This window comes from Planococcus ruber, from assembly GCF_022819085.1.
GTDB classification, from domain to species: domain Bacteria; phylum Bacillota; class Bacilli; order Bacillales_A; family Planococcaceae; genus Planococcus; species Planococcus ruber.
Map to the genome: position 1 here is coordinate 174708 of NZ_JALHAG010000012.1, position 17106 is coordinate 191813.

General features: G+C 45.6%; 15 protein-coding genes. 4 read left to right on the forward strand and 11 right to left on the reverse strand.

Annotated features, from left to right (window positions below; translation table 11 throughout):
* Positions 1-104: 104 nt before the first annotated feature.
* Positions 105-1394: an aminotransferase class V-fold PLP-dependent enzyme gene (locus tag MTR82_RS15655; RefSeq protein WP_246809801.1), complete on the reverse strand. Its 1290-nt coding sequence runs from the start codon at positions 1392-1394 to the stop codon at positions 105-107.
* A gap of 27 nt (positions 1395-1421) precedes the next feature.
* Positions 1422-2687 carry a dicarboxylate/amino acid:cation symporter gene (locus tag MTR82_RS15660; RefSeq protein ID WP_052652815.1) on the reverse strand — a complete coding sequence of 422 codons (1266 nt, stop codon included), beginning with the start codon at positions 2685-2687 and terminating at the stop codon, positions 1422-1424.
* A gap of 129 nt (positions 2688-2816) precedes the next feature.
* Here MTR82_RS15660 and MTR82_RS15665 point away from each other — a divergent pair, with 129 nt between their 5' ends.
* Positions 2817-3713: a LysR family transcriptional regulator gene (locus MTR82_RS15665; protein ID WP_246809802.1), complete on the forward strand. Its 897-nt coding sequence runs from the start codon at positions 2817-2819 to the stop codon at positions 3711-3713.
* A 217-nt stretch (positions 3714-3930) separates the two neighbouring features.
* Positions 3931-4773, forward strand: coding sequence for an aldo/keto reductase (locus MTR82_RS15670; protein ID WP_246809803.1), 843 nt, complete (start codon positions 3931-3933; stop codon positions 4771-4773).
* A 162-nt stretch (positions 4774-4935) separates the two neighbouring features.
* Here MTR82_RS15670 and MTR82_RS15675 read toward each other — a convergent pair whose 3' ends face one another.
* The 3 genes from MTR82_RS15675 to MTR82_RS15685 form a co-directional block, all read right to left on the reverse strand.
* Positions 4936-5523, reverse strand: coding sequence for a hypothetical protein (locus MTR82_RS15675; protein WP_246809804.1), 588 nt, complete (start codon positions 5521-5523; stop codon positions 4936-4938).
* A 102-nt stretch (positions 5524-5625) separates the two neighbouring features.
* The gene (locus MTR82_RS15680; protein ID WP_246809805.1) at positions 5626-6528 is read right to left on the reverse strand and encodes a hypothetical protein; all 903 of its coding nucleotides are present in this window, start codon (positions 6526-6528) and stop codon (positions 5626-5628) included.
* Positions 6529-6541: 13 nt separating this feature from the next.
* Entirely contained in the window at positions 6542-7417 is an 876-nt protein-coding gene (locus MTR82_RS15685) for a DNA polymerase III subunit gamma/tau (RefSeq protein WP_246809806.1), read from the reverse strand.
* A 280-nt stretch (positions 7418-7697) separates the two neighbouring features.
* Here MTR82_RS15685 and MTR82_RS15690 point away from each other — a divergent pair, with 280 nt between their 5' ends.
* Positions 7698-9968 (forward strand): ATP-binding cassette domain-containing protein, encoded by a 2271-nt coding sequence (locus tag MTR82_RS15690; protein WP_246809807.1) that lies wholly within the window; start codon positions 7698-7700, stop codon positions 9966-9968.
* A gap of 86 nt (positions 9969-10054) precedes the next feature.
* Here MTR82_RS15690 and MTR82_RS15695 read toward each other — a convergent pair whose 3' ends face one another.
* The 3 genes from MTR82_RS15695 to MTR82_RS15705 all read right to left on the reverse strand — a co-directional run bounded on the left by MTR82_RS15695 (position 10055) and on the right by MTR82_RS15705 (position 12658).
* On the reverse strand, positions 10055-10510 hold the full coding sequence (locus MTR82_RS15695) for a hypothetical protein (RefSeq protein ID WP_246809808.1): 456 nt from the start codon (positions 10508-10510) through the stop codon (positions 10055-10057).
* 142 nt (positions 10511-10652) lie between these two features.
* Positions 10653-11675, reverse strand: coding sequence for an STAS domain-containing protein (locus MTR82_RS15700; RefSeq protein WP_246809809.1), 1023 nt, complete (start codon positions 11673-11675; stop codon positions 10653-10655).
* A gap of 182 nt (positions 11676-11857) precedes the next feature.
* Positions 11858-12658 (reverse strand): CPBP family intramembrane glutamic endopeptidase, encoded by an 801-nt coding sequence (locus MTR82_RS15705; protein ID WP_246809810.1) that lies wholly within the window; start codon positions 12656-12658, stop codon positions 11858-11860.
* A gap of 261 nt (positions 12659-12919) precedes the next feature.
* Between MTR82_RS15705 and MTR82_RS15710 the strand changes: the two genes are divergently transcribed.
* A complete protein-coding gene (locus MTR82_RS15710; protein ID WP_246809811.1) occupies positions 12920-13495 on the forward strand; it encodes a DUF2269 family protein in 576 nt (191 codons plus the stop codon).
* A 52-nt stretch (positions 13496-13547) separates the two neighbouring features.
* Here MTR82_RS15710 and MTR82_RS15715 read toward each other — a convergent pair whose 3' ends face one another.
* The 3 genes from MTR82_RS15715 to MTR82_RS15725 all read right to left on the reverse strand — a co-directional run bounded on the left by MTR82_RS15715 (position 13548) and on the right by MTR82_RS15725 (position 17069).
* Positions 13548-14540 (reverse strand): MsnO8 family LLM class oxidoreductase, encoded by a 993-nt coding sequence (locus MTR82_RS15715; protein WP_246809812.1) that lies wholly within the window; start codon positions 14538-14540, stop codon positions 13548-13550.
* Positions 14541-14683: 143 nt separating this feature from the next.
* On the reverse strand, positions 14684-15895 hold the full coding sequence (locus tag MTR82_RS15720; RefSeq protein ID WP_246809813.1) for an EAL domain-containing protein: 1212 nt from the start codon (positions 15893-15895) through the stop codon (positions 14684-14686).
* Between the two features lie 130 nt (positions 15896-16025).
* Positions 16026-17069: an aromatic acid exporter family protein gene (locus MTR82_RS15725; RefSeq protein ID WP_246809814.1), complete on the reverse strand. Its 1044-nt coding sequence runs from the start codon at positions 17067-17069 to the stop codon at positions 16026-16028.
* Positions 17070-17106 lie beyond the last annotated feature (37 nt).

The following is a 17106-nucleotide window of genomic DNA, read 5'->3' on the forward strand; positions in this document are numbered from 1 at the left end:
TGCTGCGGATTTTAGCTTGTACAATATAATTCAAATCATTTTAAAGAAAAGCAAAAGGCTTTCTCCTTAGAATCAAAAGATGCTGAAGAGAAAGCCTTTTAACATTAGGAATGTACGTTAGCTGCAAGTATGATTTCTTGAGTCGTTTTTAAAAATGCATCCACATCTTCTTTCGAATGGCAATGAATCGGTGACACTCTTACGATTTCTTTAAGCTCGACCGCTTCCAAAATTCTTTTGGAGTAATGGCTGCTGGATTCTCGGGCGTAAACAAGAATATTGTGTTCGCCGTACTTCTGGACGGCCTCGGCACAGGACATGTTTTCGAAAGTCAGCGCTAAGATCAGATCTTGGTTGATTCCATTTGCTTCTTCGAAATGGATGGTGACTGCAGGCATGTCTTTGATGCCCATCGCATCCGCAGAGCCATGAAGAAAACGATGGAGGATCGCTTGTTCTTGCAAGTGAATACGTTTCATCCCTTCGACGATTAAAGTTCGGCGATCTGTTGATTCAGTGTAGTAGCTGCCGATGTGGCAAATGTAATGGATGATTTCGGTAAATCCAGCGAAATGAGCAGGCGTCGGGCTGCCGACATTCCAATTATCCGCATCGGTTGCGAGCAAGCGATGGTGCGGCAGGGAAGCGATGCGATCTGAAAGGTAGGCATAACCGACTCCGCGGTTGCCGAACATTTTATATGGCGCTATGTTCAACGCATCAATTTTCCAATCATCGACGTCGATCACGCCATGAGGTGCCCCTTGAACTGCATCTACGACAATGGCCGTGTCGGGATTTTTTTCTTTGATTGCTTTTGCGTATTTTTTAATATCATGCATCGCTCCCGTAATGTTTGAAGTTAGAATAACCGATACTAACACCGTCTTTTCGTCAATCAACTCAAGGATATTTAAAAGCGGTATGCTTCCGGAAGCCGGGTCCGCTGCTGCGACGCGCAGTTCATGATTATACTGTTCTGAAGCAAATTGGCAGGCATCGAAGGATGATGGGTGTTCAATTGCTGTCGTGACAATATTTCCGCCGGATTTTGAAGCAGCGACTGCAGTGATGATTTCAAACATGATTTTCGAAGCAGTAAGCGATGAAGCGATCGCCCCGTCTTTAGCATTCAGGAACAAGCGGATGTCTTCCGTTCCTTGTGCAATGACGTTGCGAATATCTAAAGCCACGTCATGATTGCGTTCTGGGCAATCTGGAAATGCTGAGTACTTGGCTTGAGCATCAACTGCCGCCTTTAAACGCAAGGAGCCGCCTGCGTTTTCAAAAAAAATACGGTCATTGCCATATACATCTTGCTTCAAAAAATAAAAGCGATCGTTTAACTGATCCTGGAGCTCCTGCGGGAAAAATTCTGTATTGCGTTCTGACATACGACACACGACCTTTCAATGCTTTTCTTAGAATACTTCTTCACTTGATGTATCGATTTTTGGATTGTTGGTAGAATTAAAAACAGCTTCATTTAAATCAGCATTTTTCTTAGCGACAACGGTAGTTCCAGTCAAATCTCCTGCAATATTAAGAGTGGTATGCCCCATATCGATGACCGGCCAAATCGCTGCTAGGATCGGGATGATCAATAACGGCATTCCTAGCGCTTCAAGAAGCACGATCGACATGACAATACCTGCACCACGTACACCTGCAGCCCCAATGGATAAAACAAGGCCCAATAAAACAAATTGCAGAATCATGCCAATCGTGATCGGGATGTTGTACAAATTGGCTGCAAACACTGAAATAACTCCAATGGCTACTGCAAAGCCGTCCATGTTGGCAGTGGCTCCAAAAGGAATAGTAAAGCCGGACGTTTTTTGGCTGATTCCTAAATTATTTTTAGACACCTGCATCGAGACCGGAATGGTCGCGGTACTCGTTGAGGTAGTAAAAGCAAAAAGCATGGATGGATAGATGTTTTTATAAAACTGAACTGGATTTAAGCCTGTTGTGACTTTAAGGATAATCGGATAAACGATTAAAAGAACCAAAATCAATGCGATGTAATCCGCTATAACAAATTTAATAACAGCAGAAAGCATTTCCGATCCGAACGTTCCAACCAAGCTCGCAAGCAGGGCAAATATGCCGTATGGAGCAAGCAAGATTACGTAACTTGTCAGCTTGAGCATGATGTTAGCGCTCTCATTTACAAACTTTGTAACGGTCGGGACGCTGTTCTCTCCCAAAGTAATCATGACCAATCCAATGAAAACGGTGAAAAGGATAATTGGCAGCATGTCCATATTTGCGAGGGACTGGAAGATATTCGTCGGAATCCACGTCATGAAATGCTCGACAAAACTGAATTCTGCCGCTTCTACAGTTTCCCCGTGGTCCAGTAAAGATTGAAGCCCTTTTCCTGGTTGTAAAATAAGTGCCACGATGACTCCGAATGATGTAGCGATGAAACTTGTAAGAACTAAATACAGCAAAAATCCTCCCCCGATTTTTCCGACTGATTTAGCATCTTTCATTTTCAAAATTCCCGCAAGAACTGAAGTTACGACAAGCGGGATGATCAACATTTTCAAAAGGTTGATAAACAACGTTCCAACGGGTTCTAAGTACTTTGCGTTTTCCCCTAATAAAAACCCGACGATGATACCGATTACTCCTCCGATTGCGATTTGCGTATATAACGGCAAATTCAACCACCATTTCATAAAGCTTCCCCCTTTGTAAGAAAATTAAGAAATAACTTTCTGTTTTAAGTATAGGAGTTCAAACAAATAGTGTAAAATTAAATTTATTGGTATTAAATATAAGGAAAACAGATATATGAGGTGGGAAGCATGAATTACAGCCAAATTGAATCGTTTCTCGCGATTATTAGGTTGGGCAGTTTATCGAAAGCGGCCGAGCATTTGTATGTATCGCAATCAACCATCAGCCAACGGCTTCATTCGATCGAGAAAGAATACAATGTGACGTTATTGAACCGGGAAAAAGGCGTCAAAAGCGTGACTTTGACAAACGAAGGAGAACGCTTTTACCAAATTGCCGAGAGGTTTGAGACTCTGTATTCAGAAACGAAGAATTTAAAGTCCGGCAGCGCAGAAGCGACTATTAGCATCGGTGCAGTAGACAGTGTCCACAACTATGTATTAAGAGATATCTATTCAGCAATCGTCCATCGGCTGCCCGATACTCGGTTGGCTATTCATACGCATCAATCCAATGAGATTTACTATTTGATCGACCAGCGAAACATCGACATCGGATTTTCCCTGCAGGACCGAGTTTTGAAAAACGTCAAAGTTCAAAAGCTGTTCGAGGAACAGATGGTATTAATCCAGAAAAAGAATCCAGGGCTAACCCAATATGAAATGGACAATAGTTCGTTGAACCCGAAGCAACAACTATTTATCAATTGGGGGATGAACTATCAAATCTGGCATGAAAAACATTGGGGACCGACGAGCAATACCTTTATCCAAATAGATACGGCAAAAATGCTCGGAGACTTTTTGGAAGAGGAAGGGATGTGGGCAATCGTTCCCGTTTCAATTGCAAGGGATTTTCACGCGAAAGGTTTGGTGGATGTATTTCTCTTAACGGATCCCCCGCCCAGCCGCTCCTGCTTCCAGGTTGAGAAGGAAGGGGGCAATAGCCAAGTGAAAGAGGTCAGTAAATTAATCCTTGGTTTAAAGGCTGAAATTGAGGAGGTAGTTAGACCGTGGAGAAGGTGACGGCGCTTATCACTATTAGTTTCCTACTTCAATCTACTCCATGTGAAAGAACTTTATCTATTTCTCTATAAATTTCCTAACGTTTTAATTAGCTCTGTTTTTCTATAAATCATTTATATAACTTCACTCTGGTAGATTACATATTAAAGTCTGAATAATTTGAGTTCACACCTCCTTAAGAGTACTCTTGAACTATACTTGAGAGGAGTGAAAGTGAATGGAAAAAGCGATACCAGAAGTGACATTGAATGATGGAACGAAATTGCCGGTGACGGGGCTCGGTACATATGGACTTTGGGGCAATGCCGGAGCGAATGCGGTGAGCAGCGGAATCAACGCCGGTTATAGGCTGATCGATACGGCTTATAATTATGAGAACGAGGGAGCCGTCGGGGAAGGCATCAAGCGCAGCGGCATTTCGCGCGAAGAGTTGTGGATCACTTCGAAACTGCCAGGGCGTTATCATAATTACGAGAAGGCAATGGTTGCGATTCAGGAATCGCTGTACCGTTCGAATCTTGATTACTTCGATCTATACGTCATTCATTGGCCGCTTCCGAAACAGGATCTTTACGTAGAAGCGTGGCAAGCTTTGATTGATGCGCAGAAGTGGGGACTGGTCCGCTCGATCGGTGTCAGCAATTTCTTGCCGGCACATTTGGAGCGCATTATTCAGGAAACAGGGGTTACACCAAGCATTAATCAGGTGGAGCTGCATCCGTTCTTTAACCAGGAAGAACAGCGGCGCGTGCATGAACAGCTCGGGATTCAAACACAGTCCTGGAGCCCGATTGCAAGAGCAGCCGATATCATGTCGGAGGAAACGGTTCAAAAGATTGCCGAAACCCACCATAAAACGATTGCGCAAGTCGTACTGCGCTGGCAATACCAGATCGGTTCGGTTTCAATTCCGCGCTCCACTTCGCCAGAGCGGCAGCGGGAAAACATCAACATTTTTGATTTTGAGTTAAGCGAAGAGGAAATGAAGGCGATTGCTGGAATGACGCGGCCGGACGGCAGGTTGTTCGGGATGGATCCGGCGACGCATGAGGAGTTTTAAGACGATTTATTTTGGTTATGATAAGAACATAGAATGGAATGTATAAAGGAAGAAGCGCCCAAATTTTATTGGGCGCTTCTTTTTAATAAGTAGCTAATGTAAGTGATTTTCTTCCGGTTATGATAGGGAAATTAAATCGACGTTGTTACTTACTATATGAAATCAATTATTGAAGAAATTAATTACTTCTGTTTTTGTACTTACTATCTTTTCTTCTTTTACACCTAGCTTTTTTGCTAACTTTAAGCTGTTATTTGCTAACTCTCTATTTGAAAAATTGGTGTTGTATGCATTTCTAGTTAATAAATGAAGCTCTTCATATTCAAGATATATTTTCTTGAGTACTTCTTGAATTTCTTCATCTAATAATTGTATTGCTAAATAATATTCATTTCTTATTTCAGTAGCACTTACTCTTGAGTCGTATACTAATAAATTCATCATTTCTTTTAACTTTGCTAGAATTTCTGCATAATGATCAATTGCATATACCACAGTTACCGAAACTATGCCTGTCAGTATCCCGCCCAAGACTCCTCCAATTAAATGAGCAAAGGGAGCAAAGGGGGTTGTTAGTAAATACGTGACAAAAGATTCTGTGAGAATGACTCCAACTGTTGTTACAACTGAGGCTGAGATAATCTTTGAAGCTTCCAAAAGTGCTTCTTTTTTAGTCATGTCTTTAGGCGGGTTAATTAAAATTTTCACTGCTTTTAATAATCCATACATACCTTCGTTTAAGATGCGCACTAAATTTTTTGCTGTGGTTGCAAAAGTATTTATAAAGACGGTAATTAAATTTCCAATGAAGCCACTAATAAAACCATCAGAGAAGGAAACTAAGAATTCTTTTTATTTTGAAATCATGTGTATAGATACATTTTTACATGCTTGCTTAAATTCACTGGTTTTTTCTTCTATCGTATGAAGTGTTTTGTATTTTTTGAAATAGGTTTTCATCTCAATCATTAGGGCATTTTGAAATTCGTATATAACTAAACCGATTGCCTGTTTTTGGCCCATTGTGAAACCTTGATTAAGGCCAGTCTTAGTAATATTCCTAACATAGTAATTTGCTTTCTCTTTCTTAATTTTACCGTCAATGTGTTGTCGAGCTTCTTTGTACTGAGTCTCAACTTTCTCTTGATCGAGATCATAATATTCTTTGTTAGTCATAGTGGAATCTTTTTTACTATCTTTATTCATCCAATTGATTAAATCATGTTCGCCTTTTGACTGGTTTAAGCTCCCATCTGTCCAAGCAAGGTTTTTTTCATCTGTCGACATTTCACCTCGAGCTTGGTCAGACATATACAATCTGGCAGCATTATTTTGCTGAATCTCACTTGCGGAAACAATATGATCTCGATGAGTACGTCCATCTTTATTTAGTACTTTTCCGGTGTAATCGTCTGTTATTACTATGCTATTTTGAAAAGTTTTTTTACGGTTTTGTTTAAAACCCGACTCATAAAGATCTTTTCTTAGGTCTTGTGAATAATTTTGCATGAAACGCTGTTCATCCTGCGAATTTGCAAATACATATTTTTCAGCGTTATGAAGTGTAGTTACATTGCCGCCACGTTGGTATGCATCAAAGATAGGTCCAAGTTGAAATTGTTGAATGAGATTAATCAATACAATTTCTTTATATTGCTTAAGTAAATTATCTATATGAGAAGATGTTAATTTTCCGCTTTGAATATCTTTCAAATCATTCCCATACTTATCATCCAGATAATCTGTAAAATGCACTATTTCCTCACTCCTAACTTTCAGCCCCAATTGGCCGATTAATTAGCTCAGCTGCTGAAGTTGTATTATTGATTAACACCATTAACAATGACATAACCACATCATTATCTTGGAAATTTTTTATATCATTTTGATAAGTCTTGGTTAAGGCTTGAACTTTTTCAACTAACTGCTGCAACTCTGTATTTGTTTCACAAACTATAGTTGCTGAACTTTTAATTTCTTTTGAGGTTGCTTCTAAAATATTTGTGTGTTTATTAATTTCATATGCCTTAGAAAAAGCTTCTTCTGCTGCTTTTTTATTTTTGCTTCTGGCAAATAAGCTTGCTCCTGCTAAAGCTGTACCGCCTATTGCCCAACCTACAGGCCCAGCCAATGCCAAAAAAGCCGAGCCAGCGCCAATTCCTCCGCCTCCAGCTGCAAGAGCGCCTCCGCCTAACCAGGCAAGTGCAGCGTTTGTAGCGGCAGCCCCGCCTAAAGTCGAAATTGCTGTTCCCGTTGAAGCCGTGCCGAACGTCATAGCTAAGGACATTGCAGCAGTTGGTCCTAAGGCAGCCACACCAGCGCCGGCTGCCACACCTGCTGCACCTAATCCTGCAGATGTTTTAATATTTTTTTCGAACTCCTGCTCAATCTGATAGATAGCATTCTCGAATTTCTTAAATTCAATACGAATTTGTTCCACTTGCACTAAAAATTTTTCAGGTTTGTTTTTCATACTGTTTAAAAATTCCCATGCGTAATCTATAGCTTCTTTTAGACTTTCTTTTTTAACTTGAAGTTTTTCTGATTCTATTACTAAGCTTTCCATGCTCTTTTCGTGTTTTTTATATGCAGATTCATATTCTGCAATTGCATCTCTTTTCAACTGACCGTTGAATAATGACATAATATTCTCCTTGAATTTAAGTAATAATTACTAATCGATAACGAATAAATGGTTTTTTATACCTTAACTAATTCTAATATTATACAGCTTGTTGGAGGTTGTATATAAAATATTTAATTCTTTGGCATTCTGCTGCTCCATAGTAAATTCATAACCAGAAATCCGTTCATTCAACTATAGGGCGGATTTTTTTATATCCACTTGTGTAACCCTACCCAAAACAGGGAACCCTTCTAATTAGCAGGGAAACCCTGATCGAATTTTGGAGGAGGCTTTCAAAATGCCAGATAAAAGAGATGAAATCATTTTGCGGGGGCTCCGTGAAAATAACTTGAAGAATATCGATTTGAATATACCGAAAGAAAAAATAAATGTGTTTACGGGGCTGTCCGGTTCGGGGAAGAGCTCGATCGTATTTGATACGCTCGCAACCGAAAGCAGACGGCAGATGACACTGAATTACCCGCTTTATGTGCGGCATCAGATGCCGCGGTATGAGCGGCCGAAAGCGGATTTGATGCAGAATTTAAGTCCGGTGGTCGTGGTGGAACAGAAACCGGTGCGGGGCAATTCGAGATCAACAGTAGGCACGTATACGGACATTGATCCGCTCGTCCGGCTTCTGTTCTCACGGATTGGCAGCCCATCGATCGGCTCAGCCACTGAGTTTTCGAGTGACAGTTCGTTCGGGAAATGCCCGGAATGCAGCGGATTCGGTGAAATCGTGGCACCGGATGTCCATAAACTTATTGATCACTCAAAATCGCTGCGGGAGCGTGCGGTGAGATTCAAACCGCTCGCACCTCCCGGCTGGCAAGGCCGGTGGATGGTGGACGGCGGCTTGTTCGACCCGGATCTGCCCATCCAAGATTATCCGGAAGATCAATACAATCTGCTCGTCTATGGCCCGAAGGAAGGCGAACAGGCATTTAGCAGGTACTACTACAAAGTGGGGAGCCGAAACATCGAATGGGACGGCATTCTGCCCCGGTTTATTCGTTTGTACATCAACCGGGATCTCACGAAGCTGAAAAACGTTTCCCAGGATGATGTGCTGGCAGTGACTTCCCACACCCCGTGCCCGACTTGCGAAGGTTCCGGGTTAAATCCGAAAGTGCTGGAATCCAAAATCAATGGCCTCAACATCGCGGATTATGCATGGCTGGAACTGACGGAACTGCTCGGGGAACTCGAAAACATAAAAGATCCGGTCGGTACGTCGATTGCCGAGCAAGCCTATCCGAGTGTCAAACAGCTGGTGGATCTTGGCTTGGGCTATTTGAGCCTTTCACGGAAAATGGGGACGTTGTCTGGCGGGGAAGCGCAGCGCGTGAAAATTGCCCGCCACCTCGGCAGCAGTTTAAACAACATCACGTATATTTTCGATGAACCGAGTGCCGGGCTTCATTCGGAAGAGATTGATATGCTGACGCATATGCTGGAAGATTTACGGGACAATTACAATACGGTTGTCGTGATCGAACACAATTTGGCAGTCATTAAAACGGCGGATGAAATCATCGAACTTGGTCCGAAAGCGGGCGTGGGCGGCGGCGAAGTGGTTTATCAAGGCACACAGGACGGCTTGAAGAAAGCTTCCGCCATCACCGATTTGGATCATAAAGTCATCATCAACAAAAATCCGCGAAAGGCGGACGGGCACTTCTCCATCAAAAATTCCTCGGCCAATAACTTGAAGGATGTCAGCGTGGAAATTCCGAAAAACGTGCTGGTTTCGGTATGCGGGGTTTCCGGTTCCGGCAAAAGTTCGCTGCTGTTCGGCGCATTTGCGGACAACTACCCTGAAACCATCGCGGTGAATCAAGGCAGCATCGGCACGTCCAGCCGTTCGACACTCGCAACCTACATGGGCATCATGGATGACATCCGGTCGATTCTCGCAAAAGAAACCGGACAGCCGGTAGGCTTGTTCAGCTTTAATTCACTCGGTGCTTGTCCGGTCTGCGAAGGAAAAGGCGTCACCACGCCGGACGTGGCATTTGCGGATCCCGTGACCGTCACTTGTGAAGCGTGCCAAGGAACGCGGTATTCCGACGAAGCCTTATCGCACCGGTATTTGGGTAAAAACATCGTAGAGATTTTGGAGCTGTCGATCGACGAAGCTAATGACTATTTGAAAATGCCGAAAATCATCAAAAAAGTGGATACGTTAAAAGATGTGGGACTGGGCTACCTGACACTTGGGCAGACGACCAGTTCGCTCAGCGGCGGCGAGGTGCAGCGCTTGAAACTTGCGAGCCATTTGAAAAAAGAAGGACAGATCTATTTGCTGGATGAGCCGTCATTAGGGCTGCATACACAGGATAATGCGCAGCTGTTGGACGTGTTCCAAGGGCTCGTCGACAAAGGAAATTCCGTCATCCTCATTGAACACAACTTGAACTTCATCGCTGCAAGCGACTGGGTCATTGAAATGGGCCCGAGCGGCGGCAAGCGGGGCGGCGAAGTCTTGTTTGAAGGCACGCCGGAAGCGATGATGGAGGCGGAGACGTTGACGGCGAAGTGGTTGAGGAAAGGTGTGGAGGGATGAACGCGGATCAAATCGTGTATTAAGGTCAGTTTGGATCATAAAGAAACACCTCCAGCTTGTCGTTGGAGGTGTTTTTTTGTTACTATTCACTGATGAACTTCCGTAATCTCTCGCATCAATTCGATCCAATCTTCTCGCTTGAAGTCATACAAGTCCAGTTCGATTTTCCGCAGCACTAAATGGATGCTGTCGAATTGGTCATCGGACCGGAACCGCCACCAGCTTTTTACGGTCGGCGCTTTGACGCCGGGCGCATAATACATCAACGTGCGTTCCGGGTTGATGATGTCTTCGACGCGGTCTGCGTCCAAATAATCATGCGGGAAATCGATGTAGAGGCCGAGCGATGCTTTGTGCGGCGTGATGTACCCGATTTTGTGCAAGGATGCGCGGTCTTTCTTTTCAAGGGAATCGCTCCAAGGAACCGGATTGCGGCTGGCGATTAGGTAGCGGCCGTCTTCCTGTTCTTCCACTGTGCAATTCGGGAGGCTGTTAAAAATTTCGAGCACTTCGCCCATTTGTTTCGTTACCGATCTGTTCATGTTGCCACTCCTTCAACTAAGCTATTCGTCCAATCATAAGATAAAACTGGGCGGCTGTAAATACGGGCTCCGTTCATGCTGCGTTTATTCAATAAGAAAACCGCCCCCGCTTTTCAAAAGAAAAGGGCAGGCGATTTGATTATTAGTCCGCTTTTGAAATGGTCCGTCCGCTTTTGCCAAGCGCGTAATAGATGCCGTGCTGGAGGCTTTTCAGGCATTCGAATTTATTTAAATCGTTTTCGGATTGGGCAATGACCATCGCCAGTTCCGGCGACACGCCGACGAGTATCGTTTCGATGCCGAGCAGGCGGGCAGAAGCGCCGAGTTTGTCGATCAGCCTCGCGGTGTGTTCAGAAATGTGTTTGTGAAGGCCGGTCAGATCCAGCAGCAAATAATGCGCCCGGTGTCTCGGCAATTCGCTGAGCGTATTGAGGATCAGGTCTTCCGAACGCTCTTCGTCATAATTGCCGATCATAGGCACGACAACGATATTTTCCAGTACCGGAATGATTGGAGACGAAATTTCTTTTATCAGTTTCTGCAGCATCATCGTTTTCTCATCGACCATTCGCTCCAGTTCTTGAATCTTCAGCGCTTCCTGTTTTCGCGAAAGGTCATGGATGTTCGATTGCACCGTGATGTCGGACGGGTAATATTCAACGATGCTGTAGGGGTTTTCGTTGTTTTGATATTGGATGGTTTTGTACCAGAAGTTTGTGCCGAAAAGGCCGGTTAAGACGCCGGCGTAATGGGCATGAACAAAAATGCCTTCGAGCCCTTTTTGTTTTCGCTGATTCATTTTGTATTCCCAATCGTCTTGGATGTGGAAAGTGAACTGCTTCGTCTCTTCGTCCATCTTGACGATTTTCACTTTTCCCCAGCCTGCGGGGGCGTATGTATTGGCCAGCCATTCAATGATATTGGATGTACTGATATTTTTCATGTGAAGAAATTCTTCACCCACGACGACGCCTTGGCGGAACCCGGTTGTTTCCAACACCAGTTTGGTGGCTTCCGTTCCGGCGATTTCCCGGATCGAGTCAAAAAACGTTTCCATCGCGGAAATCCAAAAGAACACGACGTCTCCGCCATCAAACAAGACTTCTGCTTTCTCTAAATCCCACTGTAAATCCACATCGCCGACTGTCAGTTGTTTTTTTGTCATCTCAAGTCTTCCTCCGATTTGCTGGCTGCTCCCATTATTTTTGTGAAGGCCGTTAAGTTTAATAAGTTTTGTATCTTATTCCCTAAGTTGCAGAAAACTATGCAGGGCGAAATAAAAATTATGATTGACCGATGCCTTACTTATTTATATCCGGAACCCAAAGCTTGCGGGTATGTTTTATTTCAAGAAACTTTTTTCTTCAAATCCCGGGCGAGCCAAAGAATAAAGAAGAGCAGCAAAGCGGAACTGGCAATGAGCGCAATCAAATTCGGCACCGCTTTCGTATACAAATCATTCATGGTTGTCACCATCAGCCATTCGGGAAAAGCGGGATTGACGGCGTACTGGAAAACGGAGAGGATGTTGTTGAACAGGTGGAGCAGAATCGGCACGAGCAGCGTCCCGGTTTTTAAATACAGGAGCGCGGCCACTACGGCAAACAGGAAGGCGCCTAAAATGTTGATGTGGAATGCGCTGAAAATGAGGCTGGATAAACCGATGCCTTTCCATAAACCGAGCGAGGCGATCAGCCGGTGCATGAGCACGCCGCGGAAGACGAATTCTTCGGCAATCGGTGCGAGGATCGCGATGATAAGGCCGTTCGCTATGAGGTACCAGAGTTCACTGGGAATCGGCTCCGGCGTAAGCGCGATTTCGACTGCGGCCGGGGAGACAGACACGAGCCCCCGCAGCATCAGCCAGTAGATGCTGATGGAAAATACCAGGACGAGAAGAGTGAGTCCGGCTACAGGGAGGATCCAGCGCGCTGTGCCTGTGAAGAAAAAAATCCGGCGCACTTTAATGCCATACTTCCGGAAATAGGAGCTGCAAATCCAAAGGGGCAGGACGGTGTAGAAAGCCAGGAGAAAAACAATAAACTGAAGATAGGCGTTGCCCGTGGCTTGCAGCAATAAAGAAACCGAAACAATGGCCGCGACCGTCATAATGCCGATGACAAACCGGGAACGCATTTCTTCAAACATTGGCCTCACCGCCTTCTGGAGGATTTTATTGCGGTATTTCCACTTCATCATATCATTTTAATCAAATTAATATCATAATATTCAGACAACATATAGATTTTATTAATCGAGAGGCGTATACTGGTTACGAAAATAATTGCATCTTGGCGCGGATTACGAAAAAAGGAGGGCAGCACCACAAAAACAGAAGAATCGCAGCGGTTATTGCCGGCAGTTTGAAATCCTTTTACAGACGACTGAACTGGAGAAGAGGAAAGAACGATGCTTTACAACGTTGTATTGTTTCTTCATATCTTAGGTGCGGTGATCATGTTTATGGCGATTGCGATTTTGGCTTTGTCGATGCTGTCCATGCTGCAGTCGAAAGACACTGAAAACGTCAAACGCTGGTCGGGGCTCGCTGTGAAAACGGACGGGCTATTTCCGATGAGCACAGTGCTGATTCTGTTGCCCGCGTTGTATCTCGTCTTTTCCGCTTGGGGATGGGGCACCGCTTGGATCAACGTGTCGTTGGCGGCGCTTCTTGGCACCAGCATTTTGGGTCCGGTCATCAACCTCCGCCGGCTGAAAGGAATCTTGGCCGCAGCGAAAGCGGAAACGGATGCAGTGCCATCGCCCGCTTTGATGAATAAAGTCCGAGACCGCGTTCTGTGGAATTCCGTCTCGATTATGTCGATGCTCGTATTGGGCATCCTGTTCCTAATGGCAGTGAAACTCGCATTGCTCGGCTCGCTCATTACGATGGTGCTCGCAGTAGCATTTGGCTTTGGCATCGCGCAGTTGGTTTTAAGTAAAACGCGACCGGAAACGTCGACCGACACCGTGTCATTTCGATGAAATCAAAGAAAAAAGCCGTATCCTCCTCGGGATACAGCTTTTTTCGAATGAATTAAAGCAAATGCTTCGCGAGCAGCCGATACGCATCCAAACGCTTCTCCTGCGAATGCGGGATGCTGCAGATCATCGCTTCTTCGAAGCCGTATTGCTGCTGTTCCTGCTGCAATTGCTCAGCGACGTCTTTTGCGGCGCCGACTAGATGGATGTTGCGGCTTGCCTGGATTTGCATGCGGTCCATTTCGGTGAGCGCAGAATTTTGCGCTTCTTCCGGTGTCATGAGCGGCATGATGCGGCCGCGCATAAGCATTAAACGCGAAATGTCCTGCGGCAAGGCTTCGTATTCTGCTTCTTCGGCAGTTTCTGCGGTCGTCACCAAATACGACACCGAGATTTCGGGTTTTTCCATGAAAGCGGAAGGGACGAAATTCGCCCGGTATGAATCCAAAATGTCTTTCGTCATGCCGCCGGTGAAGAACTGGGCAAACGAATAGCCGACGCCCATTCGGCCAGCTTCGTACGCGCTGTTGCCGCTTGAGCCAAGCAGCCACGCTTCGGGCAGTTGAATATGGGGTGGGGTGGCGATGGTTTTATTGTAGAGCGTTTCTTCCGGCACTTCGTCGTTGATCAGCTTTAATGCCGTATCGAATTTGCCGTACATATCATCGGTCATCGGACGGCGTCCTTGCGACAAGGCGTAGATCGAACTGTGGTCGCCGCCTGGTGCACGCCCGACGCCGAAGTCGATGCGGCCCGGGGCAAGAGCGCTCAAGGTTTTGAACACTTCCGCGAGTTTCAGCGGCGAATAATGCATCATCATGACACCGCCCGTGCCGATGCGGATTCGTTCCGTTTTCGCGCTTAAGTAAGCAGCCGTGACTTCCGGAGCGGAGCTTGAAAAAGCACCCGAGCCGTGGTGTTCCGCCATCCACATGCGCGTATAGCCCAACTCGTCAGCGAGAACGGCGAGTTCCACCGCTTTGTTCATGGCTGCTTCTGCTGTATTTCCTGCCGTGACAGGTGCTTGGTCCAATACACTTAATTTCATCTATCTAACTTCCTTCCTTATATGGCAAGTTTGCATAATAAGGAGTATAGCAGTCTGGCATGGTGAAATCACTTTATCTGTTTGGACATCAAAAAGCCATTCCGCAAGCCGTCTTGATGACCTGTCGGAATGGCTTTTGTCATTTATTGAAACAGTAAATAGTCTTTGTCGTTGATATAAGAAGGGCTGATATCGACGAATAGGAAATACTGGTCCGGCAGCGGATAGCTGAAGGTGCGGATCATTTCGCCGGTTTCGATATCCGAATACGTATCGGACAGGATGCCGTGGTGCAGCGTTCGCATGCGCATCGTGTTCTCTAAGAAATACGGACGGAATGCCCAGTGCGAGCCTTTTTGCTCCGTTTCGATTTCCCAGTGCCCGTCGCGCTTTCGGAAGTTGGAAGACACTTGCTGGCCTTCGCCGTCGCAAATGTACATCCGGAAACTTTCTTCATTAAAAGGCGCTTTGATGTTCTCGAGAAAAAAGTCTGCATCGGGTTCGCCGCGCCACTCCGGAATCGCCTTTTTCACTTTGTCTTCACAGGCGGATGAAAACGTGAGCCGGGCATCAATAAGCGATTTCTCGCGTTTAACGAATTCCTGGACATGCGCTCTCGTGTCTGTAGCCAAGGAATCGGCCAACTCAAAATCCGGTTTCGCTAAATAAAAACCTTGGTAAAAGCGTCCGCCGTGTTTCCAGGCGAACTGCAGCTGGTGGCTGTCTTCGATGTTTTCATACAGGAAAACCGCTCCGATCCGGCGTGCCAACACCGTGATTGTGTAAATGATGTCTTGAAAAACTTCGGGGCGGTTGCTGCGGATCAGCCCCGTATCGATTTTGAAAATATGCGGCTTTAATTGGCGGATGCGGTCGATGTTGGAGCTTTTGGCGCCGACATGGTCGACGGCGATTTTGATGCCGTACGTTTTATAGTAGAGAAGCAGATGGTTTAAGACATCAAAATCCTCTTCAAAATCGTGCTCGGTGATTTCCAGCACGATCCGTTCCATCGCGAACCCTTTTTGCTCAAGCTGCCGCAAGGTATGCAGGAAATCTTCGCCGCCGTTCGTTAAGAGCTGCTTGGCGTTGCGGTTAATGAAGAGGAATCCGGAATTGCCCGCTTCGAGCATTTCAGCTGCTGCTTTTTGCAGAAGGTCCTGATCGACTTCAATTTTAAATTCATCCGGCACATCCGGGTCGTGGAAAAAATCGCCGAGGCTTATCCAAATGCCATCGTCTTCAAACCGGCCGAGCACTTCGTAGCCGATGACTTTATGTTTTTCTGCGCTCACGATCGGCTGGAAGGCCGGCTTCGTTTTATGCAGATTTTCAAGAATCGTTAACGGATCCATTAGGGGACCTCCTTTGTATCGTCACGAATATTTAAATAGTTTAGCTGAATTGAAGGAATTGTTCAAATACACATGTGGATAATAGAAAACGGCCGTACCGGAAATTACCAGTGCGGCCGATTCTTATTTTTCATTCCGCTTCTGCCGCAGCCTTCACCGTACCCGGATTGAAAAACTTGTCCACCAGATCGTAAATCATGATGAGCTCATACAGGATCTTGAACTCTGGCGGAAACAGGGTAGGGTGGAGCGTATCACTTGTTGAAGCGCTTTTGCTGTCGTCCCAGAAGAAATCGGTAATGATTTTTAATTGCTGCTGATGCTTTTCGTGATTGTAGCTCGTGGAATTCTGCAAATCGTCCGCAAGTTCTGCCACGGCGTGCATAATGATGTTCCGCTCGGCCGGCGTCCACTTTAAATGGTCCGACGGGATCCGAAGCAGCGCGTCCAAATGGAATTCGAGGTTATGTAAAAACAGCAATTGCCGTTCCGCCATCTGAAGTTCCGTTTGCCGGTTCCGGACTTTTGCGTACAAACTGAAATCGTCCCGCTGAAAATGGATCAGCTTTTCGGTCTTTTGGATTTCCGTCGTCAGCCGCTTCACGAGCTCTTTGTCTTCCGGAAGGTTCGTATCGCCTTCAAAAAGAGTCGTATGGAAAGTGTGTTCGAGCATTCTTCCGGCATGTGCACTGATGCGCTGGATGCTTTTTAAAATGTCCCGCTGGTAGTTCGGCGGGAAAATGAGCATATTCACAGCCGTGGAAACCAGCAGCCCGATCGTCGTCGTACCGAGGCGAATAAAGAAGGCGATCAAGACATGGTCATGGATGACTTCAATCATCGCGACGGCTGTCAATGTAGCTACGAGCAAGCCGTCATGCAGCTTCAGTCTGGAACAGACCAAAATCGTTGCAACGGCAGCGAGCGCATACGTAATCGGGGAATTCCCGAACAAGGTGATGAACAGAACCGCAAAAGCAGAACCGATCGCAGAAGCAGGGAATCGGACAAGTCCTTTTTTAATGGAATCGCTGACGGTCGGCTCGATTGTCACAATCGCTGTAATGACCGCAAAGACAGGCGGCCAGCCGAACCATTCGCAAATGATGGCCGTTAAAAAAATGGCGATCCCGGTTTTTAAAATCCGGCTGCCATTGAAATGAAAGGGGCGCATAAGATTTTGACCACCTCTCCTTTTCTTAAGAAATTTT

Bases quoted from the DNA above. Each gene is read 5' to 3' on its own strand.
- MTR82_RS15655 (WP_246809801.1), bottom strand. From the start codon at position 1,394: ATGTCAGAACGCAATACAGAATTTTTCCCGCAGGAGCTCCAGGATCAG.
- MTR82_RS15660 (WP_052652815.1), bottom strand. From the start codon at position 2,687: ATGAAATGGTGGTTGAATTTGCCGTTATATACGCAAATCGCAATCGGA.
- MTR82_RS15665 (WP_246809802.1), top strand. From the start codon at position 2,817: ATGAATTACAGCCAAATTGAATCGTTTCTCGCGATTATTAGGTTGGGC.
- MTR82_RS15670 (WP_246809803.1), top strand. From the start codon at position 3,931: ATGGAAAAAGCGATACCAGAAGTGACATTGAATGATGGAACGAAATTG.
- MTR82_RS15685 (WP_246809806.1), bottom strand. From the start codon at position 7,417: ATGTCATTATTCAACGGTCAGTTGAAAAGAGATGCAATTGCAGAATAT.
- MTR82_RS15690 (WP_246809807.1), top strand. From the start codon at position 7,698: ATGCCAGATAAAAGAGATGAAATCATTTTGCGGGGGCTCCGTGAAAAT.
- MTR82_RS15695 (WP_246809808.1), bottom strand. From the start codon at position 10,510: ATGAACAGATCGGTAACGAAACAAATGGGCGAAGTGCTCGAAATTTTT.
- MTR82_RS15700 (WP_246809809.1), bottom strand. From the start codon at position 11,675: ATGACAAAAAAACAACTGACAGTCGGCGATGTGGATTTACAGTGGGAT.
- MTR82_RS15705 (WP_246809810.1), bottom strand. From the start codon at position 12,658: ATGTTTGAAGAAATGCGTTCCCGGTTTGTCATCGGCATTATGACGGTC.
- MTR82_RS15710 (WP_246809811.1), top strand. From the start codon at position 12,920: ATGCTTTACAACGTTGTATTGTTTCTTCATATCTTAGGTGCGGTGATC.
- MTR82_RS15715 (WP_246809812.1), bottom strand. From the start codon at position 14,540: ATGAAATTAAGTGTATTGGACCAAGCACCTGTCACGGCAGGAAATACA.
- MTR82_RS15720 (WP_246809813.1), bottom strand. From the start codon at position 15,895: ATGGATCCGTTAACGATTCTTGAAAATCTGCATAAAACGAAGCCGGCC.
- MTR82_RS15725 (WP_246809814.1), bottom strand. From the start codon at position 17,069: ATGCGCCCCTTTCATTTCAATGGCAGCCGGATTTTAAAAACCGGGATC.